Raw genomic sequence first — 20101 nt, forward strand, 5'->3', positions numbered from 1 at the left:
CCGCCACCTCCCGACACCCCTGGCCGCTGTGGCGGAAGCGACCCCGTGCGCCCCCGGCCGGCTTACCCTGTGTGCCCCCGAATGGCTTAACGTGTGGCCCGTGGACAGTCAGGGGAAGCGGGCGGTTCGGCTGCGCCTGACCGGGGCCGCGGCCCTCGCCGGCGTGTCCGGAGTGGCCGGGGCATGGGCGTACGCGCGCAGCGGTGCGTCCGCGTCGGACCTGGTGCGCGACCTCGCCGTCGGCTGGGCTTACGTGGTCGCCGGGATCATGGCCTGGAAGCGCAGGCCCGCCAACCACACCGGCCGTCTCATGGTGGCCGAGGGGATCACCTGGTTCTTCGGCAACCTCCAGGGCACCGCGGTCCCCGTCCTGTTCACCTTCGGCGCCTGGTGGGAAGCGCTGAACATGGCGGTGCTGCTGCACCTCGTGCTCTCGTTCCCCGAGGGACGCCTGACCACCGTCCTCACCCGCCGCCTCGTCCAGTTCGCGTACGGGCTCGTCGCCGTCGGCGGCCTGGTGCGCACCCTCCTGTTCGACCCGGCGGCCGACACCGGCGCGACCTACCTGGACTGCCGCGGCTGCGGTCCGAACCTGTTCTTCGTGCCCGGCTGGCACGGCCTGTTCGACACCTTCGACGCCGTGTACCACGCGGTCGGCTGGCTGATCTCCGCCGTCGCGGCCGTCGCGGTCGTGCAGCGCTGGCGGCACGCCTCGGCGGCCCGCCGCCGGGCGCTGCTGCCCGCCTGGTTCGGCATCGGCGTCGCCGTCGCGTTCCTCATGTGGGACATGCTGTTCTACGTCGTGCCGTGGCTCGGCGACGTCGGCTCGCTCGCGGAACAGGCCGTCTACCTGATGTCCGACCTCGCGCAGGTCGCCGTCCCCTTCGCCTTCCTCGGCGGCCTGCTGCGCATGCATCTCCAGCGCGCCGAGGTCAGCGGCCTCGTCATCGACGTCGGCACCGACCCGGACCCCTCGAAGGTCCGCGAGGCCCTCGTCCGCGTCCTCGGCGACCCGACGTTGCGGCTCGGCCTGTGGCGTGAGGAGAAGGGCGCGTACGTCGACGGGGCGGGGCGTGAGGTCTCCGCCGAGGGCGCCGGACGTACCCCGGTGCGCGCCTCCGACGGTCGCCCGCTCGCCCTGCTGCACCACGACCCGGCCCTCGCCGACGACCCCGAACTCCTCGAGTCGACCGCCGCCGCGCTGCGCCTCGCCCTGGAGAACGTGTGGCTGCGCACCCGTGCCAAGGACGTCGCCACCCGCATCGTCCAGGCCGCCGACGCCGAGCGCGGCCGCCTGGAGCGCGACCTGCACGACGGCGCGCAGACTCGCCTCGTCTTCGCCCTGATGTCGGTACGGCGCGTGCAGCGCGGCCTGGCCGACCACCCGGACCCGGCGCTGCGCGAGGCCGCCGACGAGGCCGAGTCGAGCCTGCGCCTGGCCATCGACGAGCTGCGCGGCATCGCCCAGGGCATCCACCCCGCCGTCCTCACCCGCGACGGCCTCGCCGCCGCGCTCGGCGCCCTCGCCAAGGAGGCGGCGCTGCCCGTCGTCGTCGCGGCCGAGCCCCGGCGCTACGACCCGCTCGTCGAGTCCACCGCCTACTTCACCGTCTGCGAGGCCCTGTCGAACGCGGCCAAGCACGCACGGGCCCGGGCCGTCAGCGTCTCGGCCCGGCACCTCGACGGCCGGCTCGTCGTCGAGACCGTCGACGACGGCATCGGCGGCGCCGACACCGCGCGCGGCACGGGCCTGCGCGGCCTCGCCGACCGGCTCGCCGCCGTCGACGGCGTACTGCACATACACAGTCCCGCCGGTGGCGGGACCAGGATCAGGGCGGAGCTTCCGTGCGGGTGATCGTGGCCGAGGACTCGGCACTCCTTCGGCAGGGGATCGTACGGCTGCTCACCGACGAGGGCGTCGAGGTCGTGGCCGAGTGCGCCGACACCGCGCCGCTCCCGGCGCTGGTCGCCGACCTCGCCCCCGACGTGGTGCTCCTCGACATCCGGATGCCGCCCACCCACACCGACGAGGGGCTGGTCGCGGCGGCGGCGCTGCGCGAGCGGCACCCCGGCACCGGCGTCCTGCTGCTGTCCCAGTACGTCGAGAGCAGCTCCACGGTCCAGGCCCTCGCCGAACGGCCGGAGGGCTTCGGCTATCTGCTCAAGGAACGCGTCGCCGACGTCGACGAACTGAGCAGCGCCCTGAAGCGGGTGGCCGCGGGTGAGACGGTGCTCGACCCGCTGGTGGTGGCCCGGCTGATGGACGCGCCGCGCCCGCCCGGGCCCCTGGACGAACTCACCGGCCGCGAGCGCGACGTCCTGGCCCTGATGGCCGAGGGCCGCTCGAACGAGGCCATCGCGCAGAAGCTGGTCATCGGCGGCAAGACGGTCGAGACCCACGTCCGCAACATCTTCGGCAAGCTCCGTCTGGAGCCCGACCTGCGCGAACACCGGCGAGTCATGGCCGTGCTGACCTATCTGCGCGGCTGACCCAAGAAGTCCCGGCTGTCCGCTCCGCTGGACGACGTCGTCCCCCGTTTCCCCCGTGGTCCCCCGTACGTCGTCCGCGGAGCGGTGCCGGACCTCCACAGTAGGCAGGCCGGGGGAGCGGTACATCAGGGCCAGCCCTGAGATGTGGAACGGCCTCCCCCTCTTTGATCACGGCATGTCCCTTTTTGCTCACTCGGAGCCTCTTCACAGGCGCCGAAGTGCGGGTCTATAGTCCAAAACTAGCACTGCTAATTTTGCCGTCTTCCCCGGAGCCTGGAGCCGCACGTGCGTCCCGTCCACTTCGCCGCCGCCCGCCGCACCCCGATCGGGAAGCTGCGCGGCGCGCTCTCCTCCGTACGCCCCGACGACCTCGCCGCCACCGTGATCCGGGGTCTGGTCGCCGACGCGCCCGCGCTCGACCCGGGCCGCATCGACGACGTCTACTGGGGCGCCGCGAACCAGGCGGGCGAGGACAACCGCAACGTCGCGCGCATGGCAGCCCTCCTCGCCGGCCTGCCCGAGTCCGTGCCGGGCGCCACCGTGAACCGGCTCTGCGCCTCCGGCCTCGAAGCCGTCACCCTGGCCGCCCGCACCATCGCGGCCGGCGAGGCCGACGTCGTGCTCGCGGGCGGCTCCGAGTCCATGAGCCGCGCCCCCTTCGTGCTGCCCCGCCCCGACGAGGCCCTGCCGCACACGATGCAGACGTACGACACCCGTCTCGGCTGGCGGCTGACCAACCCGGCGATGAAGGACCTGCACGGCGTCCTCGCGATGGGTGAGACGGCGGAGGAGGTCGCGGACCGCCACGGCATCTCCCGCGAGCGCCAGGACGCCTTCGCGCTCCGCAGCCACCAGCGGGCCGCCGCCGCCCGCAAGGACGGGCTCTTCGACGCCGAGATCCTCCCCGTCACCCTGCCCGACGGTGTCGTCGTCGACGAGGACGAGTCCATCCGCCCCGGCACGTCCCTGGAGAAGCTCGGCGCCCTCAAGCCCGTGTTCCGCAAGGGCGGTTCGGTCACGGCGGGCAACGCGTCGCCGATGAACGACGGCGCGGCGGGCCTGCTGCTCGTCAGCGAGGAGGCCCTGGAGGAGTTCGGCCTCGTCTCATTGGGCCGCTACGTCGCCGGCGCCTCGGCCGGCGTCCATCCCGACGTCATGGGCATCGGCCCCGTGCCCGCCACGCGGAAGGCGCTCGCCCGCGTCGGCTGGGGCATCGACGCCATCGAAGAGGCCGAGTTCAACGAGGCGTTCGCCGCCCAGGCGCTGGCCTGCGTCGACGGCCTCGGCATCGACCCCGACCTGGTCAACCCGACGGGCGGCGCCATCGCCCTCGGCCACCCGCTGGGCTGCTCCGGCGCCCGCATCCTCACCACGCTCCTGCACCGCCTGCGCCGCAGCGGCGCCGCGCGCGGCCTCGCCACCATGTGCGTCGGCGTCGGCCAGGGCAGCGCCGTCCTCGTCGAGCGCGCCTGAACACCCGTACCGGACAAGGAAGTCACGCATACATGAGCAGGTTCACCGGCCGTGTCGCCGTCGTCACCGGAGCCGCCCAGGGCATCGGCGCCGCCACCGCCCAGCGCCTCGCCGATGAGGGCGCCGCCGTCGCCGTCGTCGACCTCACCGCCGAGCGCGCCCAGGCCACCGTCGACGCCATCGAGGCCAAGGGCGGCACCGCCCGCGCGTACGGCTGCGACGTCACCGACCAGGACGCGGTCGAGGCGACGTTCGCGCAGCTCCACGAGGACCTCGGCGGGCTGCACATCCTCGTCAACAACGCGGGCATCACCCGTGACGGCATGTTCTTCAAGATGCCCAAGTCCGACTGGGACGCGGTCGTCAACGTCAACCTCACCTCGGTCTTCAACGGCTCGCAGGCCGCGCAGAAGTACATGTCGCAGGCCAGGTACGGCAAGATCGTCTCGCTCTCCTCGCGCTCCGCCCTCGGCAACCGCGGCCAGGCCAACTACGCCGCCGCCAAGGCCGGGATCCAGGGCTTCACCGCGACCCTCGCCATCGAGCTGGGCCGCTTCAACATCAACGTCAACGCCGTGGCGCCCGGCTACATCGCCACCGCCATGACCGCCGCCACCGCCGAGCGCGTCGGCTCCTCCGCCGACGAGCACCAGAAGCTCGCCGCCGACCGCACCCCGCTCGGCCGGGTCGGACAGCCCGAGGACATCGCGTCCGTCGTCGCGTTCCTCGCCAGCGACGACGCCTCCTACGTCAGCGGCCAGACCCTGTACGTCAACGGCGGCGCCCGCTAACGACTTCTCACGGCCCTGGGGCCTGTCGTCAAACTGCCGCCTGCCTCACGACGCCTGGCACGCACTCTCGCCGTACCGGGCACAAGGCCGAGTACATCCAGTACGAGGCCTTGCACCCGGCACTCCCCCCGGCCTTCGGCCGGGGGGACCCCCTAGAGCACGCACCAGACGCCGCGAGGCCGCCCTTCGGACGACGGCGGGAGTTTGACGACAGGCCCTCGCCGACCTGGTCCAACGCCGCACCAGCAGTCAGTACGGAACGGAGCACCACCCCCATGGCAACCCTGTCCCTCGCCGCGATCCTCGCCGACAACGCCCGCCGCCGGCCCGACAAGACCGGGCTCGTCGAAGGCGACCAGCGGTACACCTTCGCCGAGTTGTGGCTGCGCGCCCGCAAGCAGGCCGCCGCCCTCGCCGGCCTCGGCGTCCGCCCGGGGGACAAGGTCGCCCTCATGGCGCCCAACACCGCGGAGTTCCCGCGCGCCTACTACGCGGCGCTCGCGGCGGGCGCCGTCGTCGTCCCCGTACACCTGCTCCTGTCCGCTCAGGAAGTCGAGCACGTCCTCAAGGACAGCGGCGCGACCCTGCTCCTGTGCCACCCGGCGCAGGCCGCGACCGGCGAGGCGGCGGCCGCCGCCGTCGGCATCCGCACCGTCACGCTGGGCGCCGGCGGCGAGCTGGAGAAGCTCACCGACGCCGCCGAGCCGATCCACACGTACGCCACGCGCGACGCCGACGACCCGGCCGTCGTCTTCTACACGAGCGGCACCACCGGCGTCCCCAAGGGCGCGGTCCTCAGCCACCTCAACCTCGTCATGAACGCCACGGTCGACGCCTTCGACTGCAACGAGTACAGCCCCGACGACACCGTCCTCGGCGCGCTCCCGCTCTTCCACGCCTTCGGCCAGACCGCGTCCCTCAACGCCGTGTGGCGCGCGGGCAAGACGCTCGTCCTGCTGCCCCGCTTCGACGCCGCCAAGGCCATCGACCTGATGGTCGGCGAGAACGTCACCGTCTTCCACGGCGTGCCCACCATGTACGTCCACCTCCTCGCGGCCGGCGAGAAGGCCGCCGCCCTGCCGCGGCTGCGCGTCGCGGTCTCCGGCGGCGCCTCACTGCCCGTCGCCGTCCTCGAACGCTTCGAGGCGCTCTTCGGCGCCACCATCTACGAGGGGTACGGGCTGAGCGAGACCTCGCCCGTCGCCTCCGTCAACCAGCCCTGGTACGGCGCGCGGCCGGGCACCATCGGCCACTCCATCTGGGGCGTCGACGTCGAGGTCGCCCGCGCCGAGATCGACGACCGCATCGAGCTGCTGCCCACCGGCGAACTCGGCGAGATCGTCGTCCGCGGGCACTGCGTGTTCTCCGGCTACCTCGGCCGCCCCGAAGCGACCGAAGAGGCCCTGGTCGAGGGCTGGTTCCGCACCGGCGACCTCGGCACCAAGGACGAGGACGGCTATCTGCGCATCGTCGACCGCAAGAAGGACGTCATCATCCGCGGCGGCTACAACGTCTACCCGCGCGAGGTCGAGGAGGTCCTGATGCGTCACCCCGGCGTCGGCCACGCCGCCGTCATCGGCCTGCCCGACGACGTGCACGGCGAGGAGGTCTGCGCCGTCCTCGTCCCCAAGCCCGGCACCGCCCTCGACGCCGCCGAGGTCACCGCCTGGTCCAAGGAGCACCTGGCCAAGCACAAGTACCCGCGGCGCATCGAGATCGCCGACGAACTCCCGCTCGGCCCGAGCATGAAGGTACTCAAGCGGGAGCTGAAGGCGACCTACACCAAGGGGTAGCCGGGATCGTTTCACCATGTGGCGCCCCTGACGCGCGGCGAATAGTTGGGTCTAGCATCTGTCTTCGCCATGCACGACATATTCGGGATCACCCCCTGGGAGTTCACCGCCCTCGCCGCCGCGGCGCTGCTGGTCGGGTTCTCCAAGACCGCCGTCAGCGGCGCCAACACGGTCAGCCTCGCGATCTTCGCCGCGATCCTGCCCGCGCGCGCCTCCACCGGAGTGCTGCTGCCGATCCTCATCTGCGGCGACGTCCTCGCCGTCCTGACGTACCGGCGGCACGCCCACTGGCCCACCCTGTGGCGGCTCTTCCCTGCCGTCGCCGGGGGAGTGGTGCTCGGCACGGTCTTCCTCGCCTTCGCCGACGACGGGGCCGTGCGCACCTCCATCGGCGCGATCCTGCTCCTGATGGCGGCCGTCACCATCTGGCGCCGCAAGAAGGCGCAGGCTCCGGAAGTGGAGGACGAGGCCACGCGCGCGGGCCGCCTCAAGGCGCGCTCCTACGGGGTGCTCGGCGGCTTCACCACCATGGTCGCCAACGCGGGCGGCCCCGTGATGTCGATGTACCTGCTCTCCGCGGGCTTCCGGAAGCTGGGCTTCCTGGGCACCTCGGCCTGGTTCTTCCTCATCGTGAACTCGGCGAAGGTGCCCTTCAGCGTGGGCCTCGGCCTCATCGACGGCCGCTCACTGCTGCTCGACGCGGCACTCGCCGCGTTCGTCGTGCCGGGCGCACTCCTGGGCAAATGGGCCGTGAACCGCATCAACCAGCGCTTGTTCGAACAACTGGTCATCGCGGCAACGGTCGTGGGAGGCCTGCAACTCCTCCTGCGCTGACAGCCGACAGCGGACTGATGACTGATGACTGATGGCTAGGAGGCGGCGAGGGCCTTGTCCGCGTCGGTGCGCTGCGGCAGCCCCTGCGCGAGATCCTCGGCGAGCAGCCGCTTCGCGATCGAGTCGACCGCCGCCCGCAGCTCCGCGCCGGGCGGCCGCCCGAGGTCCTCCTCGATCCGCTTGCTCAGCCACTCGCCCCACGCCTGGGTGAGCACGGCGGCCTCGCGCCGGCCCGCCTCCGTGTGCGAGAAATACGTCCCCGTACGCGTCAGATAGCCCTCGTCGACCATCCGCTGGAAGACGGGCACGAGCACCTCGGGCGGCATCCTGCGACGCGCCGCGATCATGCCGAGGCTCGCGTGCCCGACCATCCGCGTGAAGAACTCCACCTGCATCACGGCCCACGCGCCCGCGACGTCCAGCCGTGTCTCCGACGTACTCAGCAGCCGCCGTGCGGTGTCCATGTCCGTCGTCTTCACGATGTGGCCCACGGCCCGCTCCAGCAGGTGCGCCGAGTCGCCGGTCGACGGCTGCGCGAACCCCTCGCCCATGTCGGCGGACCCGGCCCGCGCGGTGTCCCGCAACTGCACCTGCTTGAGGAACAGAGCCACGACGAACCCGAGGAGCGCGACCGGCACGGTCCACAGGAACACGGTGTGCAGCGAGTCCGCGTACCCCGCCACGATCGGCTCGCGCGCCGCTTCCGGCAGCGCGTGCAGCCCCTGCGGACTCTGCGCGGCCTTGGCGAGCGCCGCCGGATCGACCCCGGTGCCGGCCCGCGCCGCCTCCTGCACGCCCTGAGTGAGGTTCGGCTCCAGGGAGTTGGCGTAGATCGTGCCGAACACGGCGGTGCCGAAGGAGCTGCCGAGCGTACGGAAGAACGTCACACCGGACGTCGCCGTGCCCAGGTCCGCGTACTCGACGGTGTTCTGCACGGCGATCGTGAGGACCTGCATGCACAGGCCGATCCCCGCGCCGAGCACGAACATGTACACCGACTCCAGCCAGGCACTCGTCGAACTGCCCATCAGGGACAGCAGATAGAGGCCGACCGCCATCACCAGCGAACCCACGATCGGGAAGATCCGGTAGGTGCCGGTCTTGCTGACCACGTTGCCGGAGAAGATCGACGCGATCAGCAGACCGATCACCATGGGCAGCGTGCGCACCCCGGAGATCGTCGCCGAGTCGCCGTCCACGTACTGCAGATACGTCGGCAGGAACGTCATCGCGCCGAGCATCGCGAAGCCCACGATGAAGCTCAGGATCGAGCAGACGGTGAACACCGGGTTGGAGAACAGCCGCATCGGCAGCATGGGTTGAGCCGCGCGCGTCTCCACCCAGCAGAACAGGCCGAGCGCCACGATGCCGCCCGCGAACAGGCCGAGGATGACGCCGGAGCTCCATGCGTACTCGTTGCCGCCCCAACTCGTCGCCAGGATCAGGGAGCTCGCGCCGACCGCGACCAGCGCGATGCCCAGATAGTCGATGACCGGACGCACCGCCGACTTCACGACGGGGATGGTGCGGGCCGCGGCGATGACGACGACGATCGCGATCGGCACGTTGACGTAGAACGCCCAGCGCCAGGTCAGGTGGTCGGTGAACAGGCCGCCCAGGAGCGGCCCGATGACGGTCGACACGCCGAAGACGGCGCCGATCGCGCCCTGGTACTTCCCGCGCTCGCGCAGCGGAATGACGTCCGCGATGAGGGCCATCGACGTCACCATCAGACCGCCGGCGCCGATGCCCTGCACCGCCCGCCAGATGATGAGCAGCGTCATGTTCGTGGACAGGCCGCACAGGAACGAGCCCGTGATGAAGATGATCGCCGAGAGCTGGAAGACGACCTTGCGGCCGAACAGGTCGCCGAACTTGCCGACGAGGACGGTGGCGACCGTCTCCGCCAGCAGGTACGCGGTAACGACCCACGACATGTGCGCGGCGCCGCCCAGGTCCGAGACGATCGTCGGCAGGGCCGTGCCGACGATCGTCTGGTCGAGGGCCGCGAGCAGCATGCCGAGCATGATCGTCCCGAAGACGACGTTGCGGCGCCGTTTGTCGAGGACCGGCGGGGCTGTCGCCTCTGCGGCGGGCTGCGGGGCGGCGGTATCGGTGGTCGTCACCCTCGCAGGGTCACATCGGGGCAGGGCCGGCGCATGCGGGCGGGGTCCGGACCGGTGACACCGGCCCTGGTCAGGACCGGTGCGTCAGGCGCGGCGCCGACCGCGCCGCGTCCACCGGCCGCCCGGCCCCCTCCACCTCGTCCGCGAGCGCCGTCGCCCACCGCACCAGGCCCGCCGTGTCCAGACCCGCCGGGGGCTCACCCGCCCACCGCGCCAGCCCGTCCGCGCCGCGCCGCAGCAGCCGGGGGCCGCCCGTCGTGTTGCCCCGGGCCGCGTGCGTCATCCCCACCGCGAGCTGCGCCAGCGACCGCCACAGCTCGCGCTCGTCCGCGGGGCCCGACTTCCACGCGTCCTCGAAGACCTCGTGCGCGTGGAAGGGCCGCCCCGCGTCGAGCAGCGCCTGCGCCTCGGCGAGCGTCTCGGCCGGCGTGCGCACGACACCCTCGGGCTGTCGTTCGACGCCGGGAGCGCCATAGGGAAGGGGGCGGCCGAGACCGTCGCGGGGACGGGCGTTACGGGCCCGCCCCTCGTCGTCGCGGTCGCGGCCGGCGCTGCGCGAAGTGCTCATGCCCCGATTCTCACCCACGGGGCACGAGGACCGCGGAACGGGTTTCAAACCACCCGTGAGCTTGGGGTATTGTTCTTCTTGTCGCCGCCGGACGGAACACCGCGAGGCCGTCGACACCGGGACGTGGCGCAGCTTGGTAGCGCACTTGACTGGGGGTCAAGGGGTCGCAGGTTCAAATCCTGTCGTCCCGACAATTTTTGTCGGTTGTGGTTCGCGGTCTCCGCGGCTTGAGGGTCATCTTCGGATGGCCCTTTTTTGCTTGCCCTCCGGCGGACGTGAACGTCAGCCGGGGGATCGTAGAAGGCGGATCATGGCGTGGTAGAGGTCCGTACGTGGTGGGGCCTCCGGTAGGGGGATGACCGGTGCGTCCGTCGTGGCGTACGCGCGCAGCAGCTGCGCCGCGAGCCGGCGTGAGGCGCTGGAAGGGGGCGGGCCACTGGCGCGCAGGACACTGGAGTTGGCCATCAGGAGGATGGTGAGGTCGCGGTCGTCGACGTCCTTGCGGAGGTGGCCGGTCTCCTTGGCCCGGGCGATGAGGTCGAGGACACCACGGTCCGCTTCGGCGCGTCGGGTCTCGACGACGCCTGCGGGGAGGGTGATGGTCAGGACCTCCACGAAGTCCGGGTCCGCGGCCTGGAGGGTGCAGACGCACTGGACGTAGTCGGTGAAGCCCTGCCACGGGTCGGGGTCGTCGGCGCAGGTGGTCACGAGGTTGCTGTAGACGTTCACGCGGTCCATGAAGGCGGCCTCGATGAGGAGTTCCTTGGTGGCGAAGCGGCGGAAGAGGGTGGCGTTGCCGACTTCGGCCTCGCGGGCGATGGCGGTCATCGAGACGCCGAGCCCCTGGCGGGAGAAGAGGCGGCGGGCCGCTGCCAGGATGCGCTCGCGGTTGCGTTCGGCGTCGGCGCGCAGGGCCTCCGCGGGGCTCGGGCTCGGCGGCAGGTCGGCGATCACTGCTTGCTGAGCCACAGGTCGGGGCCGAACACCTCGTAGTGGAGGCCGTCCGCAGCGACCTGCTCGACCAATGAAGGCCAGGGGACCGCACAGGTACGCCGTGGTGCCGGGCGCCGGGACCACGCCCACCGCCTCGAACTCACCGAACTGACGGACCGTCTGCCCCACGCGTCACTGCACGTCTGGACGGTCACGGGCCGGTGGGGCGAGGCGGTGGCCAGGTGTTCCAGCATGGCCAGCATGGGGGTGACGCCGATGCCCGCCGAGGCGAGCAGCAGCGGGCCGGCGCCCTCGGACAGCAGGAGGTCGCCGAAGGGGAGGGAGACCTGGAGGGTGTCGCCGGGGCGGCCATGGGCGTGCAGCCAGGAGGAGACCTCACCCTCGGGGACCCGGCCGTCCGCGTCGTACTCCCGTTTGACGGTGATGCGCCAGGTCTTGAGGCCGGGGGCCGAGGAGAGGCTGTACTGCCGCATCTGGTGTGCCCCGTCGGGCAGTTCGACCCGGCACGCTCGGCCCAGACCGGCACCGCCAGCTCAAGCAGGGCGAGCAGCGCGAACGTGACGGTCCCGCCGTCGACCGGCACGGCGAGCCGCACCAGCCAGGCGACCTGCAGGACGAAAATGCCCACGGCGTACCGCGACGCGGACCGGCGCCGCTCCCGGTCCGTCCACGCGGCACGCACCCACTGGCTGACCATGGCACACCGCATCACCACGTAGCCCCAGGTGATGACGGTGAAATCCCCGTGCTCCAGGGCCCGGGCGGCCCCCGCCGCCATCACCAGCGCTCCGATGATCTGAACCAGCGTCAGAAGCCGGTACGGGACATCGTCCGTGTCGTACGCCGACGCGAACCAGGTGAAGTTCATCCACGCCCACCAGATCGCGAAGAACACCAGCGCGTACCCGAGCAGACCGTGTCCCGGCCTGCCCGAGAGCAACTCGTGCTCGAACGCGGACGACGCCTGTGCGACGGCGACGACGAAGCACAGATCGAAGAACAACTCCAAGGTGCTCGCGGCACGGTGTTCCTCACCGGCCCGGCGTGCCACCATCGGCCGGTACCAGGCGGTGAACACGTTCGTGGACTGACTCCCTTACGACCGGATCCCCGGGGCGTTTGTGACAGCTCCGCCCGCACGAACGACCGTCAGCGTCACATCGCCGTTCCGGTAGGACACCCTGAACGTGTGGCCGCCCGCGGTCAGGGTCCGCCGTTCCGGCAGGGACCGGAAGGTGCCACGGACCGAGTCGCCGCTCATGATCGTCAGAATCGTGCCCGGGGTGAGGGACGCACGGACGTCCAGGGTGAGTTCACCGTGCAGCACCAGTTCACCCGACGCCCGCACGCTCGTGCAGTCGTGGTCGCCGGAGATCGTGATGGCGAGCCGCCCCGCACCCCTGAGGGTCACGTCGCCGCCGACGGTCAGGACGTTTCCGGGTGTGATCTCGGTGAGGGTGACGGACAGCGCGGACGCCGCTTCCCTGGGCGACAGACCGGGCCGCAGGACGCCTCGGTGGACGTCGATGCCGCCGGCCACGGAACCGCTGCCGCCGAGCGTGCCGCCCTTGACGTCGATCGGGCTTGCGTGCGAGCCGGTGATCGACAGCTTCCCGCCCGCCACCGTCGTGCCGCCCTCGTAGGAGGCGTCGCCGGCGATGATCAGCGTCCCGGGGCCTCGCTTGGTCAGAGAAGCCGTGTAGAGGTCGTTGGCGATGCGGTGCTGGATGGCGGCCGCGCGCGCGTCCATCCATTCCCTGCGCCACCTGACGGCGTCCGCGTAGGCGATCTTGTCGTACATCTCGGGCCGGCCGTCGGTGATGGCCTGGACGTGCGGATCGGCCAGCAGGCCCTGCAACATGAAGGCCTGTTCGTCGAGCGTGCCGTCCGGCTTCAGCACATTGGGGCTGAACTCACCGGCGTAGGCGATGCCTTGCTTCTTGTAGTGCGCCAGCCACTGACGATCTTCCTTTTCCCTTTCCTTGATCGCGGTCTGGCTGATGTCGTTCGACCAGACGTCCACGGGGGCTTTGTCCATGGTGTAGGTCATGGGGCCCAGGAGCTGGCCGGGGCCGTACATGCCCTTGGCCAGATCGGGGATCCCCCAGCCCCAGCGTTCGTCCGGAACGCCGTCGGGAGCGGTCCAGGCGATGGATTTGCCGGAGGGGGAGGTCTGCCCGGCGCCGAGGAAGGTCACGCCGTCGGACATCTTGTTGTTCGCCGTGGTGCACATCACCTCGCGCACCTGCTTGGCGTCCATGTCCGGATAGCGGGAGAGCAGAACTCCCATCACCGCTGTCGCGACGGGCGTCGCCGGCGATGTGCCGTTCGAGTTCGAATAGCTGGTGTCACCGCCGCTGTTCGTGGTCCGAACGCTGTTGGACGGGGTGGACACGGTCCACCATTTGGCGAGTCCCGCCTCGTTGTACCCGAACTGCTTGGTGTATTCGGGGTTGGCCGCCGTGGGCGGTTGCACTCCGCCCACGGCTATCCACTGTCTTTCCGCCGAGGGGTTGAAGAAGGGATACGCCGGGCGGAAGTACGGGTTGCTCCAATCATTGTTCCCGGCCGACCTCACGTTGACGGTGCCGCTGTCCTTGATGGCGTGCCAGATGGCGTCCATGAAGGAAAGACCGGGATATTTCGGGTTGTACTGGATGCCGCCTTCCGAATAACTCTTCTTGAAGAAGAAATACTGGTACTCCAGATCCTTCAGGTGTTCGTTGGGTATGACCGTCGCCATTGCCGTGGCGCTGGCGCTGTCCTTTCCGGGCAGTTGGTAGGCGTTGGCGAGATTGCCGCCGACTCCGAGGTCGTTCCCCAGGCCGTCGAAGCGGGTTCGGTCAAGGGTCTGGACGTACGAGCCCCAACTGCTGTTGATGACCTGGGCGCCCGCGTCGACCAGGGCTTTGTTGGCTGTGTACCAGTACACGTAATCGTGGAAGGGTCCGTGGGACTGGGTATCGGAACCGCCGGTCCGGGCGACGTACATCGTCGATCCGAAGGCGATGCCGTGCTGCTCCTTGCCGTCGCGCAGGCCGGAGGTGACCCCGAGCATTCCGGTCCCGTGCCCGTAATCACTGGTTCTCGCCCGATCGCCGTCCACCGTGAACGGGGCGCCCGCGGTGAACGGGTTCGCGGGGGTGGCCGTGTTCCGATAACCGAAGCCGGATGTGCCGTACACGCCTTCCGCTCTCACCGGTATTATTCGCCCGGTCTGAAATGCTTCGTGCGTCACCCTGTAGCCCGAATCCATCATGCCCAGCGCGACGCCGCGCCCGCAGTACCCCAGGGCATAGGCGGTGGACGCGTTCACCGCGGCGAGCTGCCACGGGGAATTGACGTCCGTGCCGGGAGTGGCCGGATTGTGGCCGGTGTAATAGCCGTACTCCGGCGTCTCCCAACTGGCTCTGGCGGCATCCAGTTCCGCCGGGCTCGTGGCGACGAATCCGGGGTCGCCCGGGTACGAACACTGCGCGCAGCCCGCCGGGGAAGCCGGCCCGCCGTCCGTTCGGCCTGAGGGGGATGTCGGGGCGGTCCTGGACGATGCCGAGGCGAATCCGGCCGGCAGAAACGCGATGCCTGCTCCGGCGGCGAGGCCGGCTCCCAGGTGCCGTACGAACTGTCGCCGACTCGTGGATCTCTTGCTCATCTCTGGCTCCTTCTCGACGGGTCGATATCTCCGACGGACCGGGGCAGCAGGGCGCGCCTCGGCCGCATGATCGATACGTGCTGGTCAGGACGGAACGAGGTGCAGTTCAGCCAGTGCGGTGCCTCGGGGCGCGGCTGTCTTCGCCGGTGAGAAGGGAGCGAGCCGTGCTCGCATCCGTGTGGCGGCACACATGAACGGAGGGAAGTCCTGCCAGGTCGGAACGGCGAACCGCGGCTCTCCCACGCACAGCCTCCCCAGGTGATCAGCAGATTAGACTGCGGCGGAAGCGCCTCGTCAAGGGGGCAACTCCCGTGCGCCGGGGGGCGGTTGAGCCGTACACCGGCGGGGCCTCAGGCCGGGGCGGCCTCGCGGGCGCGGACCGCCGCCTCCGCGACCACGGCGTCCTGCCACGCCATGCCGCAGCCCTTGAACAGCACCGGCCGCGCCGGGTCGAGGTCGAGATCACCCCGCACCACCCGCGCCATCGGCAGCAGCCCGGCCGGCGCCAACACGCCCTCGGCCACCGGCAGCACGATGTCGCCGCACTCCCGCAGCGCCGTCGCCGGATCCTCCACGACCACCTGGGCGCGGGCGGCGAACGCCGAGTCCACCTCGCGGGCCCCCGGTTCGTGCGACCCGACCGCGAGGACCACCGACTCGGCGCCCAGGTGCGACGAGTCGAAGAGCGGGGTCGCGGAGGACGTGGCGCACACGACGAGGTCGGCCCGCCGCACCCACGCCGCACTGTCGGCGGCCGCGACCACCTCGTCCCGCCCGACGAGAGCCTGATCGACCCGCGCCGGGTCGCGCACCACGTACGTCACCTCCGCGAGGTCGACCCCGACGTCGCGCAGCGTCCGTACGTGTCCCGTCCCCTGCGGCCCGGCGCCGAAGACCACGCACCGCCACCCGCGCCCCGGCCGGATGAGGAGGGGAAGCACCGCCGCGACCGACACCGCGGGCGTGCGCAGCGCCGTGAGCGCGGCCCCGTCGACGACGGCGACGGGCGCGTACGAAGGGGGCCGGAAGACCAGATGGACCCCCTGGATCCGGGGCAGTCCGCGCTCGGCGTTGCCCGGCACGGCGGAGATCGTCTTCGCCCCGACGCCGAACGCGGACGCCGACGGCATCGACAGCAACTGCCCGTGCCCCTGTGGCAGTTCGAGGACGGTGCGCGGCGGATCGGCTGCCGGGTCGAGGCCTCCGGCGAGCGCGTTCCGGATCGCGGCGACGGCCTCGCGCGGAGGCAGCAGTCCGGCCAGTTCGGCGGCACCGATGAAGGCGATGGTCGTGGGCTGCACCGGCACGATGTGCTCTCTGTTCGTCGGTGGGGGTACGGATCCGCGTACCAGGGGCGGCATGAGCGTAGACGACGTGATGCGCGTCCTCAGGCGGGCCGGTTCGGCACCCGCAGTTACGGTGTAGCCGCCTTGCGGGGTGGGCTGCGCGGTGAGGGCGCCGTCGAGGAGCTCCGCGTGCTCCCGCAGGCCGATCAGGCCCTGCCGGGCGCTGGGCAGGGCGACGGACGGGCGGGTGGGGGCGGTGTGGGTGACGGTGACACCGAAGTGCTCCGCGTCGTGCCACAGCCGGACCTCGGCGCGGGCGTCCGGGGCGTGCTTGCGCACGTTCGTGAGGACCTCTTGGACCGTGCGGTAGACGGTGCGCTGGGCGGTGGTGCTGATGCGGGGCGGGAGTTCGCCGGTTTACAGCGCGGCCTGCCTGCCGCCGGAGGCGCCGCGTGGGCGGCGTGGGTCGAGGGGGTCGCGGGGGTCGTCACCAGCCTGGAAGGCCGCGCTTCGCGCCCGCCATCCGGCGATCGTCGGGGGCACCCCCGCCGAGCGGCCGGAGCGGCCCCCCATCCTGTGCACCTGGCCGCCGACTGCGTCAGCGCAGGTACGTCAGCCCCGGATGCGCAGCCCTGTACGCGTCGACCAGGCGGCGAGCCACGTTCACCGAGTCGACCAGCGGATGCAGCGCGAACGCCTTGACCGCTGTCGCGCGCGAGCCCGAGCGGGCCGCGGCGAGGATCTCGCGCTCCACCGCCTTCACCGTCGTGACCAGGCCCGTGGCGTGGCCGGGCAGTGGATCGACGGACACCGGGTGGGCGCCGTTGGCGTCGACCAGGCACGGCACCTCGATGACGGCGTCCGCGTCGAGTGCCGAAAGCGTCGTGCGGTTGCGGACGTTGAGGATCAGCGTGGCGCGTTCGTCGCGGGCGATCGCCCGCATCAGGTCGAGGGCGACCTTCTCGTAGCCGCCGGACTCCGTGAGGGACGCCTCGTCGCGCTCGCCCGCGCCCGCCGCCTCCCGGTTCTCCGCCATGTACGTGGCCTCGCGCTCCGCGCGCGTCGCGTCCCACGTCTTCAGGGGCGGGGCCGCCGGGTCGCGCATCCGGTCGTAGAAGCGGGCCTGCTGGTCGTTCAGGAACGCGCCGCGGGTGAACTCGGCCTCTTGGTAGGCGCGGACGGTCTCGCGGTTGAAGTAGTAGTAGTGCAGATACTCGTTCGGGACCGAGCCGAGCGAGCGCAGCCAGTCGGCGCCGAACAGCTTGCCCTCCTCGAACGAGCCGAGCAGCGCGTCGTCGGCGAGCAGCCGGGGCAGTTCGTCGCGGCCGTTCACCCGCAACCCGCGCAGCCAGCCCAGGTGGTTGAGGCCCACGTAGTCGACCCACGCGTCCTTCGGATCGGCGCCGAGGGCTCGTGCGACGCGCTTGCCGAGGCCCACGGGGGAGTCGCAGATGCCGATGACCCGGTCGCCCAGGTGCTCCGCGAGGGCCTCCGTGACCAGGCCCGCCGGGTTGGTGAAGTTGATGAACCAGGCGTCCGGGGCGAGCGCGGCCACCCGGCGTCCGATCTCCTCCGCCACCGGCAGCGTGCGCAGCCCGTAGGCGAGGCCGCCCGCGCCGACCGTCTCCTGCCCGAGGACGTCCTCGGCGAGCGCGATCCGCTCGTCGGCCGCGCGCCCTGCCAGGCCGCCGACGCGGATCGCCGAGAACACGAAGTCGGCGCCGCGCAGCGCCTCGTCGAGATCCGTCGTCACGGTCACGGTCGGCGCGTCGGGCACGCCCTCGGCCTGTTCGGCGAGGACCCGGGCGATCGCGTCGAGCCGGCCCGCGTCCAGGTCGTACAGCGCGACCTCGGTGACGCGGCCCTCCGCGTGGTCGGTGAGCAGGGCCCCGTACACCAGCGGTACGCGGAAACCGCCGCCGCCGAGCAGGGCCAACTTCATGGTGTGTCGTCGCTCTTCCAGCACGACGCGCACCCTACTCGGCGTCCGCGAAAACCGGTCGGCACCCGGCGGGCGTGGCCGTTAGGCTCGCCCGACGCCCCGCCCGCCGAGATCGTGAAAGGCACCCATGGCCGTACGCAAACTGCACCAGGACGAAGCCGACATCGACGAGCGGCTCGTGCGGTGCCTGGTCGACGAGCAGTTTCCGCGGTGGGCGGGGCTGCCTCTGCGGTACGTGGACTCGCACGGCACGCAGAACGTGCTGTACCGCCTCGGCGACGACCACGTCGTGCGGCTGCCGCGGATACGGGGTGCGGTGTCCGACCTGGCGCACGAGCAGCGGTGGATGCCGTTCCTGGCACGGCAGTTGCCGGTCCCCGTGCCCGAGCCGGTCGCCCAGGGCCGTCCCGCGCACGGCTTCCCGTGGACGTGGGCGGTGTACCGCTGGCTGCCCGGCGCGATCCCCGCCGTGGGGGAGCAGGAGAAGCCGGAGGTGCTCGGCGAGGACCTCGCGGCGTTCGTCGCGGCGCTGCGGAGCGTCGATCCGGCCGGGGCGCCGACCGCCTATCGGGGCGGCCCCCTCACCGAGCGGGACGCCGACACCCGCGCGGTCCTCGGGCGGATCGCCGACGTGATCGACCTCGACGCCGCCCTGGCCGTCTGGGACGCAGCGATGTGCGCCCCGCGCGGGCCGCAGCCCGCCGTCTGGCTGCACGGCGACCTCCAGCCCGGCAACGTCCTGGTGGACGGCGGACGCCTCAGCGCCGTCATCGACTTCGGCTGCATGGGCCTGGGCGACCCGGCCGTCGACCTGATCGCCGCCTGGTACGTGCTGGACGCGCGGGGACGCGAGCGTTTCCGTACCGCACTCGCGCCCGACGCGGACACCTGGGCGCGCGGTCGCGGCTGGGCCCTGACCCTCGCGGCGAACGAGCTCGCCTACTACCGGGAGTCGAACCCGTTCATGGCGGCCACGGCGACCCGGGTCATCGGTGAGCTGGTCAGTGCACCTCGGGAGCGGGCGTGACGGGGGAGATCGACGCCTCCCGCTGATGCGGGATCACGAGCGGCTGGCTGCCCGGGGCGATGGCCACCGTACGGACGGGCGACGGGATCCGGATGCCCTCCGTACGGAAGCGCTGGTGCAGGCGCTTGATGAACTCGTGCTTGATCCGGTACTGGTCGCTGAACTCGCCGACGCCGAGGATCACCGTGAAGCTGATCCGGGAGTCGCCGAACGTGTGGAAGCGGACCGCCGGTTCGTGCTCGGGCATCGCGCCCTCGACGCCCTTCATGACCTCCTCGACGACCGCGACCGTCACGCGCTCGACGTGCTCCAGGTCGCTGTCGTAGCCGACACCCACCTGCACGGTCAGGGTCATCTCCTGCTCGGGCCGGCTGAAGTTCGTCATGTTCGTGCCGGAGAGCTGCGTGTTGGGGATGATCACGAGGTTGTTGGAGAGCTGCCGCACCACCGTGTTGCGCCAGTTGATGTCGACGACATAGCCCTCCTCGCCGCTGCTGAGCCGGATGTAGTCGCCCGGCTGCACGGTCTTCGACGCCAGGATGTGCACACCCGCGAAGAGGTTCGCGAGGGTGTCCTGGAGCGCGAGGGCCACCGCGAGACCGCCCACGCCGAGGGCCGTGAGCAGCGGCGCAATGGAGATCCCGAGGGTCTGGAGGACGACGAGGAAGCCCATGGCGAGGACCACGACCCGGGTGATGTTCACGAAGATCGTGGCCGAGCCCGCCACCGCGGCCCGTGACTGGGCGACCGCCCGTACGAGCCCGGTGATGACCCGGGCCGCCGTCAGCGTCGCCGCGACGATGACGAACGCGGTCAGCGTCATGTTCACCGTGCGGCCCGTGCGCGCGGTCAGCGGCAGCGCTGTCGCCGCCACGGCCGCGCCCGCCGCCACCGCGGCCCACGGCACGAGGGTGCGCAGCGCGTCGACGATCACATCGTCCCCGCCCCAGCGCGTCTGCCCGGCCCGCACGCCGAGCCAGCGCAGCACCGTGCGCAGCAGCAGCCCGGCGAGCAGGCCCGCGACGAGCGCGATGCCGGCGACGATCAGGTCGTGGAGTTCGAGGGCTCGGGTCACCGGACACCTCCCGGACGCAACGCCGGGCCGTGGGTCGGTATGTGATGGTTCGTCACGTGGTACCTGTTCGTTCGGTTTCGGGGGCGGCGC

Annotated in this window: 14 protein-coding genes, 1 tRNA gene and 3 pseudogenes; 8 read left to right on the top strand and 10 right to left on the bottom strand. The window is 71.4% G+C overall.

All coding sequences use genetic code 11. The features are described from left to right. The first annotated feature begins 100 nt into the window (after positions 1 to 100). The 6 genes from AB0L37_RS20245 (at position 101) to AB0L37_RS20270 (ending at position 7381) form a co-directional block, all read left to right on the top strand. Positions 101 to 1855 carry a histidine kinase gene (locus AB0L37_RS20245; protein ID WP_365506944.1) on the top strand — a complete coding sequence of 585 codons (1755 nt, stop codon included), beginning with the start codon at positions 101 to 103 and terminating at the stop codon, positions 1853 to 1855. Continuing rightward, positions 1852 to 2490, top strand: coding sequence for a response regulator transcription factor (locus tag AB0L37_RS20250; protein ID WP_365507331.1), 639 nt, complete (start codon positions 1852 to 1854; stop codon positions 2488 to 2490). Before AB0L37_RS20245 ends, AB0L37_RS20250 begins: the two co-directional genes overlap by 4 nt. Before the next feature lie 285 nt (positions 2491 to 2775). Further along, the gene (locus AB0L37_RS20255) at positions 2776 to 3963 is read left to right on the top strand and encodes an acetyl-CoA C-acyltransferase (protein ID WP_365506947.1); all 1188 of its coding nucleotides are present in this window, start codon (positions 2776 to 2778) and stop codon (positions 3961 to 3963) included. Positions 3964 to 3995: 32 nt separating this feature from the next. Then, a complete protein-coding gene (fabG, locus tag AB0L37_RS20260; RefSeq protein WP_365506950.1) occupies positions 3996 to 4754 on the top strand; it encodes a 3-oxoacyl-ACP reductase FabG in 759 nt (252 codons plus the stop codon). 275 nt (positions 4755 to 5029) lie between these two features. Further along, positions 5030 to 6547, top strand: a complete 1518-nt coding sequence (locus AB0L37_RS20265; RefSeq protein ID WP_365506952.1) for a long-chain fatty acid--CoA ligase — start codon at positions 5030 to 5032, stop codon at positions 6545 to 6547. A 69-nt stretch (positions 6548 to 6616) separates the two neighbouring features. After that, a complete protein-coding gene (locus tag AB0L37_RS20270; RefSeq protein WP_365506954.1) occupies positions 6617 to 7381 on the top strand; it encodes a sulfite exporter TauE/SafE family protein in 765 nt (254 codons plus the stop codon). Positions 7382 to 7416: 35 nt separating this feature from the next. Here the strand turns inward: AB0L37_RS20270 and AB0L37_RS20275 are convergent, their stop codons facing one another. Together AB0L37_RS20275 and AB0L37_RS20280 are read right to left on the bottom strand one after the other, a co-directional pair. Beyond that, complete coding sequence (locus AB0L37_RS20275) at positions 7417 to 9507, bottom strand: MDR family MFS transporter (protein ID WP_365506957.1); 2091 nt, start codon at positions 9505 to 9507, stop codon at positions 7417 to 7419. 70 nt (positions 9508 to 9577) lie between these two features. Further along, positions 9578 to 10075: a DUF309 domain-containing protein gene (locus AB0L37_RS20280; RefSeq protein WP_365506959.1), complete on the bottom strand. Its 498-nt coding sequence runs from the start codon at positions 10073 to 10075 to the stop codon at positions 9578 to 9580. A gap of 117 nt (positions 10076 to 10192) precedes the next feature. Between AB0L37_RS20280 and AB0L37_RS20285 the strand changes: the two genes are divergently transcribed. Next, positions 10193 to 10266, top strand: a tRNA-Pro gene (locus AB0L37_RS20285). Positions 10267 to 10357: 91 nt separating this feature from the next. Here the strand turns inward: AB0L37_RS20285 and AB0L37_RS20290 are convergent. The 7 genes and pseudogenes from AB0L37_RS20290 to AB0L37_RS20320 all read right to left on the bottom strand — a co-directional run bounded on the left by AB0L37_RS20290 (position 10358) and on the right by AB0L37_RS20320 (position 17909). Then, positions 10358 to 11044, bottom strand: a complete 687-nt coding sequence (locus AB0L37_RS20290) for a helix-turn-helix domain-containing protein (protein WP_365506962.1) — start codon at positions 11042 to 11044, stop codon at positions 10358 to 10360. 170 nt (positions 11045 to 11214) lie between these two features. Then, positions 11215 to 11538, bottom strand: a pseudogene (locus AB0L37_RS20295) (hemin transporter); the annotation flags it as partial. Beyond that, positions 11535 to 12083 (bottom strand): annotated as a pseudogene (locus tag AB0L37_RS20300) (low temperature requirement protein A); the annotation flags it as partial. The pseudogenes AB0L37_RS20295 and AB0L37_RS20300, both read right to left, overlap by 4 nt. A 42-nt stretch (positions 12084 to 12125) precedes the next feature. Then, the gene (locus AB0L37_RS20305; RefSeq protein ID WP_365506964.1) at positions 12126 to 14681 is read right to left on the bottom strand and encodes a S8 family serine peptidase; all 2556 of its coding nucleotides are present in this window, start codon (positions 14679 to 14681) and stop codon (positions 12126 to 12128) included. 350 nt (positions 14682 to 15031) lie between these two features. Next, positions 15032 to 16042, bottom strand: coding sequence for an ornithine cyclodeaminase family protein (locus AB0L37_RS20310; RefSeq protein WP_365507334.1), 1011 nt, complete (start codon positions 16040 to 16042; stop codon positions 15032 to 15034). Between the two features lie 54 nt (positions 16043 to 16096). Continuing rightward, positions 16097 to 16390, bottom strand: a pseudogene (locus tag AB0L37_RS20315) (two-component sensor histidine kinase); the annotation flags it as partial. 175 nt (positions 16391 to 16565) lie between these two features. Continuing rightward, positions 16566 to 17909, bottom strand: a complete 1344-nt coding sequence (locus AB0L37_RS20320; protein ID WP_365507337.1) for a 6-phospho-beta-glucosidase — start codon at positions 17907 to 17909, stop codon at positions 16566 to 16568. Positions 17910 to 18036: 127 nt separating this feature from the next. On the opposite strand from AB0L37_RS20320, the gene AB0L37_RS20325 reads away from it, so the two are divergent. Beyond that, positions 18037 to 18936 carry an aminoglycoside phosphotransferase family protein gene (locus tag AB0L37_RS20325; RefSeq protein ID WP_365506967.1) on the top strand — a complete coding sequence of 300 codons (900 nt, stop codon included), beginning with the start codon at positions 18037 to 18039 and terminating at the stop codon, positions 18934 to 18936. On the opposite strand, the gene AB0L37_RS20330 is transcribed toward AB0L37_RS20325, so the two are convergent. Continuing rightward, entirely contained in the window at positions 18911 to 20011 is a 1101-nt protein-coding gene (locus AB0L37_RS20330; RefSeq protein ID WP_365506970.1) for a mechanosensitive ion channel family protein, read from the bottom strand. The genes AB0L37_RS20325 and AB0L37_RS20330 overlap by 26 nt on opposite strands. Positions 20012 to 20101: the final 90 nt, after the last annotated feature.

Origin of the sequence: Streptomyces sp. NPDC052225 (assembly GCF_040679615.1) — a bacterium.
Classification (GTDB): Bacteria; Actinomycetota; Actinomycetes; order Streptomycetales; family Streptomycetaceae; genus Streptomyces.